The sequence below is a fragment of the Exiguobacterium sp. s102 genome (assembly GCF_018618635.1).
Taxonomy (GTDB): Bacteria; Bacillota; Bacilli; order Exiguobacteriales; family Exiguobacteriaceae; genus Exiguobacterium_A; species Exiguobacterium_A oxidotolerans.
On the sequence record NZ_JACSML010000010.1, the window covers coordinates 1 to 17,198 of the forward strand.

Here is a 17,198-nt window from a genome sequence, read left to right on the forward strand (position 1 = left end):
CGAAAGTAGTTGGGGGCTTCCCCCTGTGAGGATAGGACGTTGCCAGGCAATTGAAAAGGACCGATCTGCATCTTGCAGGTCGGTCTTTTGTATTTTAAAAACAAGAGGTGTATTTCATGAAAAGTCAGCTTCCAATCATTGAGGCACTTAAGCGACATGTCGAACGTAAGGCAACATCTTGGCACGTTCCTGGTCATAAAAATGGATCAATCGTATTAGGTCTACCTAGTTTTTTGGAATGGGATAAAACAGAACTAGCTGGCTTAGATGATTTTCACCATCCGACAGAAGCGATTCTAGAAGCAAAAGTATTGTTGCGTGAAGTCTATGATTCGGAAGATAGTCATTTTTTAATCAATGGTTCAACAAGTGGTAACTGGGCAATGCTTGCGGCTGTGACTAAACGAGGAGATCGCGTCTACGTTCAGAGAAATTCACATAAGTCGATTTTTAATGCACTCGAATGGTTAGGATTGTCTCCAATCTTCATGAGCCCTGAGTATGATGAAGAAACACAAATCGCCGGCAATGTTTCACGTGAAACATTAAAGGAAGCGTTAACATCTTATCCGGGTGGAGTCGCGGTATTTTTAACTTCACCGAGTTACTATGGAGAAACAGCAGCTATCGAAGAAATCGTAGCAGTGACAGCACGTTATAAAATACCATTATTAGTTGATGAGGCACATGGTGCACATTTTGGAGAAGCAGTTGGAATCCGTTCAGCCTTTGAACAGGGTGCTACAGCTGTCGTCCAATCTGCTCATAAGACGTTACCGGCATTAACGATGGGGGCTTGGATTCATGAGCGATTAACGGACGTACAACGTCGTAAGCTCCACCATGCACTCCAGTCGTTTCAAACATCAAGCCCTTCGTATCTCATCATGGCTTCGCTCGATTATGCTCGATACTATCGACAGCAGTGGACGATTGATGAAATGGAAGAGGTCCGGAACAGTCATCAACTGTTCAAAGACGAACTCGACGGACTAGATGGAATGCATGCTTTTACTTTTGATGATTGGTCACGCGTGATTCTTTCCTATGAGGACTATTCCGGAGAACAGTTACTCGATGCATTAGCCAATGAAAAAATAGATGCAGAGTTTGCTTTAGCTTCATTTGTCGTCTGCATTTTACCTCTTCACAAATTATCGGAAACTGTCCGAACTCAGTGGTTAAGACAGGTAAAAGATGCGATTGAAAAGTTGAAAATGAAAGGAATTCCCTCAAAAAGGTATATCGAGCAATCAATTATGGGTAAAATAAAAGTATCTTCACTCGCTTGCCCACTGGATCAGTTAGAGGAGAGGGAATATCGGATTCTTCCGCTTCGTGAAACGATTGGTCAGATTGCACTTGAAACGATTATTCCATATCCGCCAGGTATTCCAGTCTTGTTGCGAGGAGAGCGTGTGACAAAAGAACAGATAGTATGTATTGAGCATCATATAGCCGCATCCGTCCATCTTCAGGGTGGAGAGTCTTTGCAAGAAGGTACGTTGCGTGTCATAGAGGAAGGGTTTGTTGAATGAAGGGAACGTTTATTACAGTCGAAGGACCAGATGGCGCAGGAAAAACGACACAGCTTCAATTGATGGCAGAAGCATTAAAAAAAGAGGGTTATCAGGTCATCATGACACGAGAGCCAGGCGGCACACGCGTTGGGAATGAAATCCGTTCGTTGATTCTGAATCCAGATTTCACGGAGATGGATGAAATGACAGAAATTTTATTGTATGCGGCGTCACGGGCGCAGCACGTCAATGAATTGATTCGTCCGTCACTTACAGCTGGGACTGTCGTTTTATGTGATCGTTTCGTTGATGCCTCGATTGCGTATCAAGGATATGGACTCGGGTATTCAATTGAACAGATCCGTAACGTCAATCAGCAAGCAACAGGAGGATTAACCCCTGATCGAACGTACTTGTTTGACTTGACGGTCATGGACTCGAAAAGACGAATGATTGAACGAGGGGCGCTTGACCGGATCGAGCAACGTGATGATGCATTCAGAGAGCGTGTCTATCATGGCTTTTTATCATTAGCCGCGTCAGAACCGGAACGCATTCGATTGATTGACGCCAATCAATCGATTGAAGCGGTCCAGTCGCTATTGTTAGAAGATGTGTTAGCCTATTTGAAGAAAAGGGAGAGATTATCATGAAAATGGTCATTACGATTGTTCAAGATAAAGATAGCTTACGTTTAGCAGAAGCGCTTGTTGAAAATGATTTTCGGGCAACCAAACTTGCGACGACGGGCGGCTTTTTAAAAGAAGGTAACACGACATTCATGATTGGGGTTCAAAGTGAACGTGTTGACGATTTGATGCGTTTGATCAAGAAAAATTGTTCGAGCCGCGATCAAATGGTCTCGCCGATCTCACCAATGGGAGGACACGCCGACTCGTATATTCCCTATCCGGTTGAAGTTCAAGTCGGAGGCGCGACAGTCTTTGTCTTGCCGATTGAAGGGTTTCATCAGTTCTGATGCGGACATTTCATGAGCTCGAACAAACACAATCTGTCATCTCGACGATTCTTCAAAATTCTTTACGAGCAAATCGAATCAATCATGCTTATATCTTTACGGGAGACTATGAGCCGCTTCTTTTGGAAGCGGCTCAATTGTTCGCCAAGAGTTTATTTTGTGAGCGGAAAGATCAAGTAGAGCCGTGTAATGAATGCCGAAGCTGTCGACGGATGGATAGCGGAAACCTTGTCGATTACTACCAGATTGAGCCAGATGGGGCAACCATCAAAAAAGAACAAATCCAGCAATTGATGCATGACTTGTCACTTCGGGGGTTAGAAGGGGATCGGCAAATCTATGTCGTGACGCAAGCGCACCGGATGACTCCGCAAGCAGCGAATAGTTTATTGAAGTTCTTCGAAGAACCGGGCGAAGGAAAAGTAGCGATTCTACTAACGAATCAACCGCAACTGTTATTACCGACGATTCGTTCTCGTGGACAACTGTTAAGTTTTCGACCGGCCGATCGTGTGATGATTGGACAAGTTTTATCGGATAAAACGTCCCGAGATGCGGAGTTAACCCAACTTGCAGCTCGCGTCTACTCAAAAATTGATGATGCGGAGCAAGCCTTAATCGAAGACTGGTTTGTAAATGCGCGAGCGTCAGTGTTACAATTGATGGAGGAATTAGCGAATCGTCCGGCAGATTTGCCTTTGTTCGTTCAAGAGAAGTGGATTAATCAATTTAAGAATCGGCAAGACGTCCGGATTGGTCTAGAACTCGTGACATGTTTCTTCGAAGATGCCTTGCATCTGAAGTTGAATCCATCATGGGAGATCATTACGTATACGAATAGCCGACCATTACTTGAGCAGATGGGTGGAAAGAGTCAGGCGACGATCACCCGCTGGTTGCAGGCAGTACTTGCAGCCGTCAAACGGGTCGAAGCGAATGTTAATCCTCAATTAACAGTTGAGCGTCTCATGTTTGACTTACAGAAAGGGTAGAGCGATATGCTAGAAGTAGTAGGCGTTCGCTTTAAAGAAGCGGGCAAAATTTATTATTTTGCACCTGGACAAGAGTCATTATCACGAGGACAAGCCGTCATCGTGGAGACAGTACGGGGCATTGAATATGGCGAAGTGGTAATCGCCGATAAACAAATGGACGAGGAAGATGTGGTCTTACCATTAAAATCAATTCTTCGGATTGCTGATGATAAAGATGCAATGATCGTCCGTGAAAATAAAGTAGCAGCACTTGATGCACATGCAGTGTGTGTCGAAAAGATTCGCGAACATAAGCTCGATATGAAACTCGTGGACGTCGAATATACGTTTGATCGTAATAAAGTCATCTTTTACTTCACAGCGGAAGGTCGCGTCGACTTCCGGGAACTCGTTAAAGATTTAGCAGCAGTCTTCCGGACACGGATTGAGTTGCGCCAAATCGGAGTTCGTGATGAAGCGAAATTGCTCGGTGGAATCGGTCCGTGCGGCCGTGTCCTTTGTTGTTCATCGTTCTTAGGTGAATTTGAGCCGGTCTCAATCAAGATGGCGAAAGATCAAAACTTATCACTGAACCCAACGAAGATTTCCGGGGTCTGTGGCCGTTTAATGTGCTGTTTGAAATACGAGAACGATACGTATGAAGAAATGCGACGTGATCTACCGGATTACGGAAAACGTCTGACTGTACCAGAAGGCGAAGGTCGTGTCGTCGGATTGAACATCCTCGATCAAGTAGTTCAAATTGAACTGAAAGACCGTTCCCGCGTTCTGACTTATTCGATGGAAGAATTGTTATCCGTCGGTGCCGTAAAACAAAAACGACCAAAAGAATGACGGGGTGCATACGCGTGGAGAGAGTCGATAAAAAAGAAATCATTACGCGTGTCGATGCGATCGAGCAACAGATTCATTTGCTGACTGAGCATCTGAGCGTATTAAAAGATCAGCTTGCTTACATGATGGAGGAAAATCAACACCTCTACCTCGAAAATCATCACCTGCGTGAGAAGGTGGAGCGAGACGAACAACAACCGATTACAGAAGAAGCGGAAGCCGAAGCGTTAGTAGGTGCCGGATACGATAACCTCGGTCGCCTCTATCAAGAAGGATTCCACATTTGTAACTTGCACTACGGTCAAGTCCGTAAAGACGGGGATTGCCTGTTCTGCTTGTCCATGTTAACGAAACATTGAGAGGCTGACTTCCTAGGAGTCAGTCTTTTTTTCAGAAAGGAAGACACCTATGCTTGAATTATTACCAGATGAGCGACTCGATCATCTCCTCGGAAGAGACGGTCGCATCATTCAAAGTCCGACCGTCTTTTCGTATTCACTGGATGCCGCGTTACTCGCGCAATTCGTCTGGGTCCCGATCCGCCAAGGTAAGTTGGTCGATTTGTGTGCCGGAAACGGTGCGATTCCGCTCTTTTTATCGTACCGGACGAACGGAACGATCGCGGGACTCGAAATTCAACCGCGCCTCGTCGAGATGGCACGCCGTAGTATCGAGTTGAACGAAAAAGCGGGACAGCTCCAGATGATTGAGGGGGATGTCAAAACGGCCGGGAAACAACTCGGATACGGTGCCTATGATGTCGTGACCTGCAATCCGCCGTATTTTTTAGCACATGAATCATCGAACCGAAATGAGAGTGAACACTATACGATTGCCCGGCATGAAGTGTTATGTACACTTGAAGATTGCATTCGTTCAGCCGCCGACTTACTTAAACAAGGCGGGAAAACGGCATTCGTCCATCGTCCGGAACGTTTACTCGACATCGTGACGCTGATGCGTCAGTACCGGATTGAGCCGAAGCGGATGCAATTGATTTATCCGAAGGCAGGGAAAGAAGCGAATATGCTGTTGATTGAAGGCATCAAGGATGCAAAACCGGGCTTGAAGGTGTTACCCCCGTTCATCGTCTACGAGCAAGATGACACGTATACCTTACAAATGCGGGAACATCTGAATGTCTAAGCATGCGGTGTATATCGTGCGTTGCCGTGATGGGAGTCTGTATACGGGATATGCCGTCGATGTCGAAAAGCGTGTTGCGACGCACAACACGGGGCAGGGTGCTAAGTACACACGGGCACGGCTACCGGTCGTCCTTGCGTACACAGAGACGTTTGAGACAAAATCGGACGCACTGAAACGCGAGTATGCGATCAAGCAATTGACACGTGCGAAAAAAGAACAGCTTATTCAAGGAGGGACGTCATGAAGGCGACCAGCAGTTTTAAGGATCAGACGAACGGCTTATATATCGTACCGACACCAATCGGGAACTTAGAGGATATGACGTATCGAGCCGTCCGCATCTTACAAGAGGCCGATATCATCGCGGCAGAAGACACACGCCAGACGATGAAATTGTGCAATCACTTTGAAATCGACACGAAACTCGTCAGTTATCACGAACACAACAAGCAAGTTAGCGGTGAACGGCTGCTCGAAGACTTATTGTCGGGGAAACAGGTCGCCCTCGTCTCCGACGCTGGAATGCCCGGGATTTCCGATCCGGGGAGCGACTTAATCCGACTCGCGATTGCAGCAGACATTCCGGTCGTCGTCTTACCGGGTGCGAATGCGGCATTGACGGCCCTCGTCGCGTCAGGTCTACCGACGGAACATTTTTTGTATTACGGCTTTTTACCACGCAAGAAAAAAGAGCGGCGTGAAGCACTCGAGACGTTACGTTATGAGCAAGGAACATTGATATTTTATGAAGCACCCCATCGGCTAAAGGAAATGCTTGGAGGTGTCCTCGAAATACTCGGTGATCGCCAACTCACGCTCGCCCGTGAATTGACGAAACGTTATGAAGAATACATTCGTGGATCGGTGACGGAAGCGTTAGACTGGGCGTCAGAAGAGGTCCGGGGCGAATTTGTCGTCATCGTCGAAGGAACGACGGAAGAACGTCCGAGTGAAATCCAGCAAGAGGCAAATCCACTCGATCAAATCGAACGGTATATCGCAGGCGGTGAAAAACCGAATGCGGCGTTAAAGCGTGTTGCGAAGGAACGGGGACTTGACCGACAAGCCTTATACCTGTCTTATCACGAATCGAAATGAAAAAAGGAAGCGTACCGAATCGGCGCGCTTCCTTCTTGGTTTTATTCGTTTCCTGCGTAATGACGATCGAGGAAATCTTTTAACTCAACGAGGACACGTTGTGCGCCGTCTGGAGAGAGAATTAATTTTCCGTCTGCCAATTTGAAGTTATCTTCTGATACTTCACCAGTAACTTGGCAAGTCATGTTTGGTTTGTATTTTTTAAGAATGATTTGCTCGTTATCGACGTAGATTTCGAGTGCATCTTTCTCTGCGATTTGGAGTGTGCGGCGAAGTTCAATTGGAATGACTACCCGGCCGAGCTCGTCTACTTTACGTACAATACCTGTTGATTTCATTTTGTTGTTCCTCCTCTGGATGTCTAAGTCTCTGTATTTTTTTAAAAATCGTCAAAATTCGACATCACTTCTATAGAATGTAGAATACTAAACTTTCCAAAAGTAGTCAACCAATCCGAATAGCTTGAAATCAAAATGTCATTTATTTCTCAAAAAAGCCATAATTGAAACGATTTATTAATAGATTTTCCCTTTTTAAAGGAATTCAAACTATTGAGTGTGTTTTTTTGTAATTTGATGTCTGATGTCAAAAAATGTTTTGATTCGACAAAAAACGAGTTTCGACAGCGGCGATAGAACAGCGTATAATAATGGAATGAACAATAGAACGGAGGAATAACATGTCAAAAACATTTTATATCACGACACCGATTTATTATCCTAGCGCGAAGCTACATATCGGTCATGCGTACACGACGGTCGCAGGAGACGCGATGGCGCGTTATAAACGTCTTCAAGGATTCGATGTACGTTACTTAACAGGAACGGATGAACACGGACAAAAAATTCAGGAAAAAGCAGCTGAAGCAGGTATTTCTGAACAAGCATTCGTCGACGGTGTCGTCGAGCAGATTAAAGTCCTGTGGGATCGTCTCGACATCTCGTATGACGATTACATTCGAACGACAGAACCACGCCACAAGAAAGTCGTCGAACACGTTTTTGAGACATTACTCGAAAAAGGTGATATCTATCTTGGTGAATATGAAGGCTGGTATTCGATTCCGGACGAGACGTATTACACGGAATCGCAGTTAGTGGATGGAAAAAGCCCAGATAGCGGCCATCCCGTCGAACTTGTTCGTGAGGAATGTTATTTCTTCCGAATTAGTAAGTATGCCGATCGTTTAGTCGAATACTTTGAAGCGAACCCATCATTCATCTTACCGGAATCACGGAAGAATGAAATGATCAACAACTTCATTAAACCAGGTCTCCAAGATCTCGCCGTCTCACGGACGACATTTGACTGGGGCGTTAAAGTCCCGTCGAATCCGAAACACGTCGTCTACGTTTGGGTTGATGCCTTGACGAACTACATCTCGTCACTCGGTTACGGAACGGATGATCAAGGGAACTTCGACAAGTACTGGCCAGCAGACGTTCATCTCGTCGGAAAAGAAATCGTTCGTTTCCATACGATCGTTTGGCCGGCACTCTTGATGGCACTCGATCTCCCATTGCCGAAACAAGTTTTCGCGCACGGCTGGTTGTTGATGAAAGATGGGAAGATGTCGAAATCAAAAGGGAATGTTGTTGACCCGATTCCGATGATTGACCGTTATGGTCTTGATGCTCTTCGTTATTATCTCTTACGCGAAGTTCCTTTCGGCTCAGATGGGATGTTCACACCGGAAGCATTCGTTGAGCGGATGAACTTCGATCTCGCGAATGATCTCGGGAACTTACTCAACCGGACGATTGCGATGGTCACGAAATACTTTGATGGGGTCATCCCGACCTATGCGGGAAATGTCACGCCGTTCGATGCGACATTGTCGACGCTTGCGAAAGAAACAGTCGAGAAGGTCGAGGCTTCGATGGAGCATATGGAATTCTCGGTTGCCTTAGCGCACGTCTGGCAATTAATCAGTCGCGCGAATAAATATATCGACGAGACACAACCGTGGGTACTCGCGAAAGACGAAACGAAGACGGATGAACTCGGCTCGGTCATGGTCCACCTCGTCGGAACGCTGCGTCACGTCGCGATCATGTTGCAACCGTTCATGACACAATCTCCGACCGAGATGTTCCGTCAGCTTGGTCTTGCTGGTCAGCCGATGAACTGGGAAGCACTCGCACAGTTCGCGTCGATTGAAGAAGGAACAAAAGTCGGGATTGCTGAACCGATTTTCCCGCGCCGCGACATGAAAGAGGAAGTTGAAGCAATCGTCGAAATGATGCAACAGGCATCTGCTGCCCGAGTTGAGGAAGAAGAAGTCGAAGAAACAGATGAGGATGTTCGTCCGGAAACGACAATTGATGTCTTTGATCAAATTGAGCTGCGTGTCGGCGAAGTCGTCACAGCAGAAAAAATCAAAAAAGCAAAAAAACTGTTAAAGTTAACGGTCGACATGGGGAAAGAAACACGCCAGATCGTTTCAGGCATCGCTGAATGGTACGAGCCGGAAGACCTGGTCGGTCGGAAGGTCATCGTCGTCGCGAACTTGAAGCCGGTCACTCTCCGTGGCGAATTATCGCAAGGTATGGTGCTTGCGGCTGAAAAATCAGGTAAACTTGAACTAGCGACCGTCCCGTCAACGATGGCGAACGGTGCCAGTGTAAAATAATTCGGATGCCTGTGGACTTCACGTCACAGGCATTTTTTTGAAAAAGGAGTTGAGGATATTGTTAATCGATACACACACACATTTAAATTCCGATCAGTTCGACGGAGACGTCGAAGAAACGATTGAACGCGCACGCGCGAACGGAGTCTCACCAATGATCGTCGTCGGATTCGATCATAAGACAATCGACCGGGCGATGGAACTTGTTGAACAGTATGATGATCTGTATGCCGTCATCGGTTGGCATCCCGTCGATTCAATCGATTTCGATGATGCAGCGTACGCGAAAGTCGAGCGCCTCATGGACCATGAGAAAGTCGTCGCCCTCGGTGAGATCGGTCTTGATTATCACTGGGATACGTCACCAAAAGATGTTCAGGAAGCTGCGTTTCGTAAACAGATTCAACTCGCGAAGAAAAAGAATAAGCCAATCGTCATTCACAACCGGGAAGCAACGGAAGATACGTTACGTATTCTCGAAGAAGAAGACGCGAAAGAAGTCGGTGGGATTCTCCATAGCTACAGCATGAGTGCCGAGCTCTTACCCCGTTGCCTAGCGATGAACTTTTATATTTCGCTCGGTGGACCGGTAACGTTTAAAAATGCGAAGATGCCAAAACGTGTCGCTCAAGAAGTTCCGCTTGATCGGTTACTCGTCGAGACAGATTGTCCTTACCTGACACCGACACCATACCGCGGCAAACGGAATGAACCGGCGTACGTCCGGTTCGTGGCGGAAGCAATCGCGCAACTGCGTGGCATGATGTATGCCGATATCGAACAAGCGACAACAGAAAACGCGAAGCGGGTCTTCCGTTTACCATGATGCGTTCGTTCTCTTATATCGCGACAGGGTGTGCCTTATTGTTAATTGCGATTCTAATCTACTTGGCGATGGATCATCCGCGTGACGTCACTATCATGATTGACGGACAAGAACAACACGTCAAGACGATAGAAACATCAGTCTATGGTGTCTTACGTGAAAATGGAATCGAAGTGCGAGCGGAGGATAACATCGAACCTTCGCGCAGTGCGGATTTACCAAAGAATGGTTTGATTGTCATCCAACGTGCAAAAGAAATTACGATGATTGTCGGATACGGGCAAGCACAGACGGTTCGGACACATGCTCGTCTTGTATCGGATTTATTGAAGGAACGTGGCATCGTCCAAGCCGATACCGATGATGTATACCCTTCGATTCATGCCGTCTTGACGACCGGGATGACAGTCCGATTCCGTGAAGCATTTCCGGTTGACATCGTCATCGGAGGACGAGCCAGTCAAGTCTATACGTACCAAACGACCGTCCGTGAGCTCCTTGCGAAACAAGGAGTGACGTTACAAGCAACAGACCGTGTTGCGCCGAGCCTTGATACCGTTGTCTCGGAAGATACGCTCGTCACCGTCAATACGACGCGACGGGCGACCTTAACGGAAGAACAGTTGCTTCCGTTCGATGTCGAGCAAGTAGAAGATCCGACATTACCGAAAGGACAACAACTTGTAACGACGACGGGGCGTCCTGGAATCCGGACCCAAAAGTACGAATTGACGCTCGCTGACGGGCTCAGTAAAGAGAAGAAGTTACTGACCGATGAAGTAACGAGTGAACCGGTGAAACAAATCATTAAAGTCGGAACAAAACCGATTGAACGAGTAGAAACACCGGCACCTGTCTTCAATGAAGAGGAGGCAACGACGCCATTGACGGTCGCACCGGAAGTCACGGCAGACTTGGACTTCAAGAATGCGAAGACGCTGATGGTCGAGGCGACGGCCTATACGAATGACCCGGCATCGAACGGGAGTCAATTGTATGATGGGCGCGCATTGACAGCGACGGGGTACGATGTCACGGATACAATCACCTATCAAGGGTTACCGATCGTCGCCGTCGACCCGAAAATAATTCCGCTCGGGACGAAAGTGTATGTCGAGGGGGTCGGACTGGCGGTCGCGCTCGATACGGGCGGTGCCATTAAAGGCAATAAAATTGATGTCCTCGTCAGTGACGAACAGACGGCGAAGACGTTCGGGCGGAAGACCGTCAAGCTTTGGGTCATTCCGAATGAGTCGGGCACGGAAGCGGGCAGTTGACGCTTCCTTGTTTTTTTCGTGGAAACAGGTACAATTACGGAAGTGTTTGAAGAAGGTGGAGAAGAATTGATGCAAAAACGCTTAAAAGAAGTCATCGTCGTCGAAGGACGTGACGATACGACACGACTACAGGAAGTATTTGATGTCGATACAATTGAAACGAACGGCTCTGCCGTCAATGAGCAAACGTTACAACGAATTGAAAAAGCACTCGAACGCCGAGGCGTCATCGTCTTCACGGATCCAGACTTTCCGGGTGACCGGATTCGCGCACGTATCAATGAACGTGTTCCGGGATGCAAACAAGCCTATCTGCCACGTGCGGACGCAAAAGATAAACGCGGTAAAATCGGTGTCGAGCATGCTTCGCCGCAGGCAATCGAACGTGCACTCGCAGCCGTTTATGAAACAGAAGAAGTCCATGTCGCAGAAGTGACACGGGATATGATACTTGCAGCAGACTTAATCGGTGGTCCATCAGCATCGTCACGCAGACGTCGGCTCGGACAGTTGCTCGCAATCGGTGAACCGAATGCGAAACAACTCGTCAAACGCGTCGCTTCGATTCGGATCACAAAAGAGGAATGGGAAGCTGCACTGAGACAGTTAGAGGAGGAACAAGATTGAAAGACATCGCAACACTACACCGGACGAAGGAAATCCTCGCGCGACACGGATTTTCATTTAAGAAGTCCTTAGGACAAAACTTTTTAATCGATTTGAACGTACTCGCGAACATTGTCGGCGCTGCTTCGTTAACAAAGGAGAGCGGTGTTCTTGAGATCGGACCGGGAATCGGGTCGTTGACGGAACAGTCCGCGAAACAGGCGAAAAAAGTCGTCGCCCTTGAAATCGACCAACGGCTGTTACCGATTTTAGATGATTCGCTCTCACCTTATCCGAACGTCAAAATCATCCATGGAGATGCACTTGAACTGGATCTCGAAACGATTGTCAACGAGGAGTTCACACAAGAAGGAATTACGGATCTTGCGGTCGTCGCAAACTTACCGTACTATGTCACAACACCTATCATCATGCGGATATTAGAGGCGAAAGCACCATTCCGGACACTCATCATGATGATTCAAAAGGAAGTCGCGGAACGGATCGGTGCGAAACCAGGTACAAAAGCGTATGGTTCATTATCGATTGCGATTCAATACTATGCGGAAGCGGAAGTCTGTTTCACGGTGCCGAAGCAAGTCTTCATTCCCGCTCCGAACGTCGATTCGGCTGTCATCCGCTTGAACATCCGAAAAGAACCGGCCGTCCAAACGAAAGATGAAAAATTATTCTTCGAAGTTGCGCGTGCGAGTTTTGCCCAGCGCCGGAAAACGATTTTAAATAATTTGTCGAGCCACTTCGGAAAAGCAGAAAAAGAAGCTGTCGAAGCCGCGTTGCATGAAGCAGGTATCGACCCAAGACGTCGTGGTGAAACGCTCAGCTTGCAGGAATTCGCACAGCTCGCGGACGCACTTTTGCCGATTAAAAAACGTTGACGGTAGCGGGAAGAAAAGATATAATATTTGCCCTTTCTAATATTTAATTAATATGCTATAATAAATATTAGTGAGGTGAAGCGTATGCCAAAGACGTTGAACGAAATCAGACATGTTTTCGAAACACATGTTGGTGAAAGACTGACGCTAAAAGCAAGCGGCGGTCGTAAAAAGGTCGTAACCCGAATCGGAACGCTCGTTGAGACGTATCCTTCGGTGTTTGTAGTCAAGCTAGACGCAGAGCGCCACAATGTCGAGCGAGTTTCTTATAGCTACGCTGACGTGTTAACCGACTCCGTACAAATCGAATTTGCGAATTCGTAAACTTACCTTCCGAAGCGGACAGAAATGTTCGCTTCTTTTTTTGTGGAAAGGTTGATACAATTCGTACAGGATACGTACTAGAGGAGGAACGGCACGATGACGATTATTGTAAAGGCACCAGCGAAAATCAATTTAGTGTTGGATGCGACGGCGAAGCGGACAGATGGTTACCATGATGTACATATGGTGATGACGACAGTGGACTTGGCAGACCGCTTAGAGTTGACGGAACTTCCGTCAGGCGAGATTCGAATGAATGCACAGCACGCCTATGTTCCGAACGATGAGCGGAACTTGGCTTACAAGGCGGCAGCCGTCTTGAAGAAAAAATTTAACATCCAGGCTGGAGTAGAGATTTACCTTGAGAAACAAATTCCGGTCGCAGCGGGTCTCGCGGGTGGATCGAGTGACGCTGCCGCGACATTACGCGGTTTGAATGATTTATGGCAGCTCGGATTGACGCTCGAACAACTCGCAGAAATCGGCGCGGAAGTCGGTTCGGATGTCCCGTTTTGTGTCATGGGTGGGACGGCGATCGCGACAGGACGTGGTGAAAAGCTTGAAAAATTGATTGCTCCGCCTCCGTGCTGGGTCGTGCTTGCGAAACCAACGATTGGTGTGTCGACGGCAGACGTTTATGGCGCACTCGATTTGACGACGGCCAAACGACCGGATGTCGAAGCGATGATTACAGCTGTTAAAGAGCAGGATTTTACGGCGATTTGTCAATCACTCGGAAATGTTCTTGAGTCGGTCACGTTACCGATGCACCCGGAAGTCGAGCAAATCAAGGATTTCATGACGAGTTGCGGGGCGGAAGGTGTCTTGATGAGCGGGAGTGGTCCGACGGTCTTCGCGTTGACGGAACACGAAAACCGGGCCCAACGTCTCTATAATGGCTTAAGAGGTTTTTGTAACGAAGTCTACGTCGTTCGTCTTTTAGGCGAAAACCATTGATAATATCCGTATGAAAATGATATATTCACTAGTGAATATTCGGAATTACGGAGAGGTGGAACAATTTAGATGAAAATTCGGAGAAGTGGTCGGTTAGTCGATATGACACGTTATCTACTCGACCATCCGCATCATCTGATCTCATTGACAATTTTCGCAGAACGCTATAAATCTGCAAAATCGTCAATCAGTGAAGATTTAGATATCGTGAGTGAAATGTTAGAGCATGAAGGAACAGGACGACTCGTCACAGTCCCGGGGGCTGCGGGCGGTGTCATGTTCATTCCGACATGGAGTAGCGAAAAAGCATTACCGTTCATCGATGATTTATGTGAACGCGTCGCACGGCCAGATCGTCTGTTGCCGGGTGGGTATTTGTATCTGACAGATTTACTTGGCAATCCACGGATGGTCAAGCAGATGGGACAAGTTTTTGCATCTGTCTTCAGTCAGAAAAAAGTGGATGTCGTCATGACGATTGCGACAAAAGGAATCCCGCTTGCTTACGCCGTTGCTGAACAACTCGGTGTACCGTTCGTGATCGTTCGTTCGGACAGTCGTGTTACGGAAGGGTCGACCGTCAGCATCAACTACGTATCAGGCTCATCAAAAGCGATTCGGACGATGGCACTGGCGCGACGAAGTCTTCCGCGCGGAGCGAACGTCTTGTTGATTGATGACTTCATGAAAGCTGGGGGAACGATTCGTGGGATGATGAGTTTACTGAGCGAGTTCGAAGCGAAAGTAGCCGGTGTCGGGGTCTTGATTGAAGCAGAAGGTGCCGAGAAGAAGATGGTCAGTGAATACGTCAGCTTAATGAAACTTGCCGACGTCGATGTCGATCTCGGACAGATTCAAGTGAAGCGTGGGAACGTCGACCAGTATTTCACAAGTGATGGGAATACCTGAATTTGACACGTGATTTCTTTGAAACTATACTGTGATTATCAAACTTTTGGAAATTATGCCTAAAAAGATTGGAAAAAGCTAAACCTTTATTTGTTTTGAACCGTAAGTAGAAGTAGACAACGAAGAGTTGTGACATCGGTTACTAAAAGGGGTGCGGACAAAATGAACGTTACGGACGTTAAAATTCGTCGCGTCGTGGCAGAGGGGCGCATGAAAGCACTCGCCTCGATTACGCTCGATCACGAATTCGTAGTACACGATTTACGTGTGATTGAAGGGAACAGTGGTCTCTTCGTCGCGATGCCGAGCAAACGGACGCAAGAAGGCATCTTTCGTGATGTCGCTCATCCAATCAATGCATTAATGCGAAAAAAGGTCGAAGATTCAGTACTAGAAGCATATGTGTTGCGTGAAGAAAATGAAGAGGCGCTCGATTTAGAGCTGACATCAGTCGAATTGACAGATCGCCCTTAATAGAGAAGACCGGTTTCCCGTATTGCGGCGGACCGGTCTTTTTTTTGCTGTTAAAAAGGTTTGCTGCAATCTTCTTACAAAACAACAACGGGTTGCGCCTCTTTCGATGAAAGCAATGAAAAGAAAAGCCCGTCCATCACAAAGGTTGATTTTAAAACGACTTATGAGTCAGCCTCCTCACGTTGTCTACAGTCTGTTTTTAATGGATGTTTCATCAATTTGACTCGGTCCTGTGATTGAATAGTGGCCTCATTTTCGTTATAGTTGGTACGAGTGTACTATTTCTGAACGAAATCAACACTAATTTACGTGGAGGAGCGACAAGGATGAATCATTTCGCGGTAATTCTAGCAGCTGGTAAAGGAACACGCATGAAATCAAAACTCTACAAAGTACTCCACCCAGTAGCTGGGAAACCTATGGTACAACACGTCGTGGACCAACTCGCGACACTTGGCGTCAAGCGTCAAGTCGTAATCGTTGGGCATGGTGCGGAGTCTGTAAAAGAAGTGCTTGGCACATCGGTGGAATATGCGCTTCAAAGTGAGCAGCTTGGCACGGGTCATGCTGTTCAAATGGCAGAACCGGTACTTGGAAACGAAAAAGGATCGACGCTTGTCGTCTGTGGGGATACACCACTCTTAACGAGTGAGACGTTAGCCGCGTTACTCGACCACCATGCAGAAACGGGTGCAAAAGTGACCGTCTTGACGGCTCATGCGGATGATGCGACTGGATATGGTCGGATTATTCGTGGTAAAGAGGGCCATGTTTCAAAAATCGTTGAACATAAAGATGCGACAGAACAAGAACTCGCGATTAAAGAAATCAACACAGGAACGTACGTGTTTGATAATGAGTTGTTGTTCGCTGCGTTAAAACAAGTCAAGAACGATAATGTCCAAGGAGAGTATTACTTGCCGGATGTCATCGAAATCGCGAAAGCCGATGGCGAAACGATTGCTGCCTATGCGGCGCCGACGTTTGAAGAGACAATCGGTGTCAATGACCGTGTCGCACTCGCGCAAGCTGAGACGTCGATGCGTAAGCGGACGAACGAGCATTGGATGCGTCAAGGTGTCACATTCATCGACCCGGCATCGACCTATATCGGACCAGATGTTACGATTGGTTCGGATACCACGCTCTACCCAGGGACACAATTGCTTGGGAAGACGATCATCGGGTCTGAATGTATCATCGGACCGAATAGTGACATCCGTAACAGTGAAGTGGCAGATGCTGCCGTCGTCCGTCAGTCGGTCGTAACCGATAGCCGGATCGGGCAAGCGGCACAAGTCGGTCCATTCGCGCACTTGCGTCAGCAAGCGGTGCTCGGAGCGAACACGCGTGTCGGTAACTTCGTTGAAGTCAAGAAATCGACGTTCGGTGAAGGAAGTAAATCGGCACACTTGAGTTACGTCGGAGACGCAACGATTGGTAAAAACGTCAATTTAGGATGTGGATCAATCACCGTCAACTATGATGGAACAAACAAGTTCGAAACGGTCATCGAGGATGATGCGTTCATCGGTTGTAACGTCAACTTGATTGCCCCCGTCACAGTCGGTAAAAATGCACTCGTCGCAGCAGGTTCGACAGTGACAGATGATGTTCCGGAAAACGGTCTTGCGATCGCCCGTGAGCGTCAAACGACAAAACCTGATTATCGTTAATTCAGCTATACCTTATTCATTACTTGTCGCTCTACTCGTCTAAACC

At 47.3% G+C, this 17,198-nt stretch carries 20 protein-coding genes; 19 read left to right on the forward strand and 1 reads right to left on the reverse strand.

Features of this window, described 5'->3' with window-relative positions; genetic code table 11:
* Nucleotides 1–116 precede the first annotated feature (116 nt).
* From KNQ02_RS14940 to rsmI, 9 genes are read left to right on the forward strand one after another with little or no spacing between them, the layout of a single operon-like run.
* Nucleotides 117–1,538: an aminotransferase class I/II-fold pyridoxal phosphate-dependent enzyme gene (locus KNQ02_RS14940; RefSeq protein WP_214767928.1), complete on the forward strand. Its 1,422-nt coding sequence runs from the start codon at nucleotides 117–119 to the stop codon at nucleotides 1,536–1,538.
* Nucleotides 1,535–2,173: a dTMP kinase gene (gene tmk / locus KNQ02_RS14945; protein ID WP_088835962.1), complete on the forward strand. Its 639-nt coding sequence runs from the start codon at nucleotides 1,535–1,537 to the stop codon at nucleotides 2,171–2,173. The genes KNQ02_RS14940 and tmk overlap by 4 nt, the downstream gene beginning before the upstream one ends.
* Complete coding sequence (locus KNQ02_RS14950; RefSeq protein ID WP_029332194.1) at nucleotides 2,170–2,499, forward strand: cyclic-di-AMP receptor; 330 nt, start codon at nucleotides 2,170–2,172, stop codon at nucleotides 2,497–2,499. The genes tmk and KNQ02_RS14950 overlap by 4 nt, the downstream gene beginning before the upstream one ends.
* Nucleotides 2,499–3,491: a DNA polymerase III subunit delta' gene (locus tag KNQ02_RS14955; protein WP_088835963.1), complete on the forward strand. Its 993-nt coding sequence runs from the start codon at nucleotides 2,499–2,501 to the stop codon at nucleotides 3,489–3,491. The genes KNQ02_RS14950 and KNQ02_RS14955 overlap by 1 nt, the downstream gene beginning before the upstream one ends.
* Before the next feature lie 6 nt (nucleotides 3,492–3,497).
* Nucleotides 3,498–4,328, forward strand: a complete 831-nt coding sequence (locus KNQ02_RS14960; protein ID WP_029332196.1) for a PSP1 domain-containing protein — start codon at nucleotides 3,498–3,500, stop codon at nucleotides 4,326–4,328.
* Nucleotides 4,325–4,687 (forward strand): DNA replication initiation control protein YabA, encoded by a 363-nt coding sequence (gene yabA / locus KNQ02_RS14965; protein ID WP_029332197.1) that lies wholly within the window; start codon nucleotides 4,325–4,327, stop codon nucleotides 4,685–4,687. The genes KNQ02_RS14960 and yabA overlap by 4 nt, the downstream gene beginning before the upstream one ends.
* Nucleotides 4,688–4,736: 49 nt before the next feature.
* Nucleotides 4,737–5,474, forward strand: a complete 738-nt coding sequence (locus KNQ02_RS14970; RefSeq protein ID WP_214809031.1) for a tRNA1(Val) (adenine(37)-N6)-methyltransferase — start codon at nucleotides 4,737–4,739, stop codon at nucleotides 5,472–5,474.
* Complete coding sequence (locus KNQ02_RS14975) at nucleotides 5,467–5,721, forward strand: GIY-YIG nuclease family protein (protein ID WP_214803546.1); 255 nt, start codon at nucleotides 5,467–5,469, stop codon at nucleotides 5,719–5,721. The genes KNQ02_RS14970 and KNQ02_RS14975 overlap by 8 nt, the downstream gene beginning before the upstream one ends.
* Entirely contained in the window at nucleotides 5,718–6,575 is an 858-nt protein-coding gene (rsmI, locus tag KNQ02_RS14980) for a 16S rRNA (cytidine(1402)-2'-O)-methyltransferase (protein WP_214809034.1), read from the forward strand. Before KNQ02_RS14975 ends, rsmI begins: the two co-directional genes overlap by 4 nt.
* Before the next feature lie 41 nt (nucleotides 6,576–6,616).
* Here the strand turns inward: rsmI and KNQ02_RS14985 are convergent, their stop codons facing one another.
* Nucleotides 6,617–6,913 (reverse strand): transition state genes transcriptional regulator AbrB, encoded by a 297-nt coding sequence (locus tag KNQ02_RS14985; protein WP_012368944.1) that lies wholly within the window; start codon nucleotides 6,911–6,913, stop codon nucleotides 6,617–6,619.
* A 341-nt stretch (nucleotides 6,914–7,254) separates the two neighbouring features.
* On the opposite strand from KNQ02_RS14985, the gene metG reads away from it, so the two are divergent.
* The 10 genes from metG (at nucleotide 7,255) to glmU (ending at nucleotide 17,152) form a co-directional block, all read left to right on the forward strand.
* Nucleotides 7,255–9,207, forward strand: coding sequence for a methionine--tRNA ligase (metG, locus tag KNQ02_RS14990; RefSeq protein WP_214767919.1), 1,953 nt, complete (start codon nucleotides 7,255–7,257; stop codon nucleotides 9,205–9,207).
* 58 nt (nucleotides 9,208–9,265) lie between these two features.
* The gene (locus tag KNQ02_RS14995) at nucleotides 9,266–10,033 is read left to right on the forward strand and encodes a TatD family hydrolase (protein WP_214809037.1); all 768 of its coding nucleotides are present in this window, start codon (nucleotides 9,266–9,268) and stop codon (nucleotides 10,031–10,033) included.
* Entirely contained in the window at nucleotides 10,030–11,310 is a 1,281-nt protein-coding gene (locus KNQ02_RS15765) for a 3D domain-containing protein (protein ID WP_214809040.1), read from the forward strand. Before KNQ02_RS14995 ends, KNQ02_RS15765 begins: the two co-directional genes overlap by 4 nt.
* A gap of 69 nt (nucleotides 11,311–11,379) precedes the next feature.
* Nucleotides 11,380–11,937 carry a ribonuclease M5 gene (gene rnmV / locus KNQ02_RS15005; RefSeq protein ID WP_214803549.1) on the forward strand — a complete coding sequence of 186 codons (558 nt, stop codon included), beginning with the start codon at nucleotides 11,380–11,382 and terminating at the stop codon, nucleotides 11,935–11,937.
* Nucleotides 11,934–12,812, forward strand: coding sequence for a 16S rRNA (adenine(1518)-N(6)/adenine(1519)-N(6))-dimethyltransferase RsmA (rsmA, locus tag KNQ02_RS15010; protein WP_029332205.1), 879 nt, complete (start codon nucleotides 11,934–11,936; stop codon nucleotides 12,810–12,812). The genes rnmV and rsmA overlap by 4 nt, the downstream gene beginning before the upstream one ends.
* Before the next feature lie 84 nt (nucleotides 12,813–12,896).
* Entirely contained in the window at nucleotides 12,897–13,136 is a 240-nt protein-coding gene (locus KNQ02_RS15015) for a Veg family protein (protein WP_012368950.1), read from the forward strand.
* 96 nt (nucleotides 13,137–13,232) lie between these two features.
* Nucleotides 13,233–14,093, forward strand: a complete 861-nt coding sequence (ispE, locus tag KNQ02_RS15020; protein WP_029332206.1) for a 4-(cytidine 5'-diphospho)-2-C-methyl-D-erythritol kinase — start codon at nucleotides 13,233–13,235, stop codon at nucleotides 14,091–14,093.
* 69 nt (nucleotides 14,094–14,162) lie between these two features.
* Nucleotides 14,163–15,002, forward strand: coding sequence for a pur operon repressor (gene purR / locus KNQ02_RS15025; RefSeq protein WP_029332207.1), 840 nt, complete (start codon nucleotides 14,163–14,165; stop codon nucleotides 15,000–15,002).
* A gap of 162 nt (nucleotides 15,003–15,164) precedes the next feature.
* Nucleotides 15,165–15,476, forward strand: a complete 312-nt coding sequence (spoVG, locus tag KNQ02_RS15030) for a septation regulator SpoVG (RefSeq protein ID WP_088835971.1) — start codon at nucleotides 15,165–15,167, stop codon at nucleotides 15,474–15,476.
* Nucleotides 15,477–15,802: 326 nt separating this feature from the next.
* On the forward strand, nucleotides 15,803–17,152 hold the full coding sequence (gene glmU / locus KNQ02_RS15035; RefSeq protein ID WP_214809043.1) for a bifunctional UDP-N-acetylglucosamine diphosphorylase/glucosamine-1-phosphate N-acetyltransferase GlmU: 1,350 nt from the start codon (nucleotides 15,803–15,805) through the stop codon (nucleotides 17,150–17,152).
* Nucleotides 17,153–17,198 lie beyond the last annotated feature (46 nt).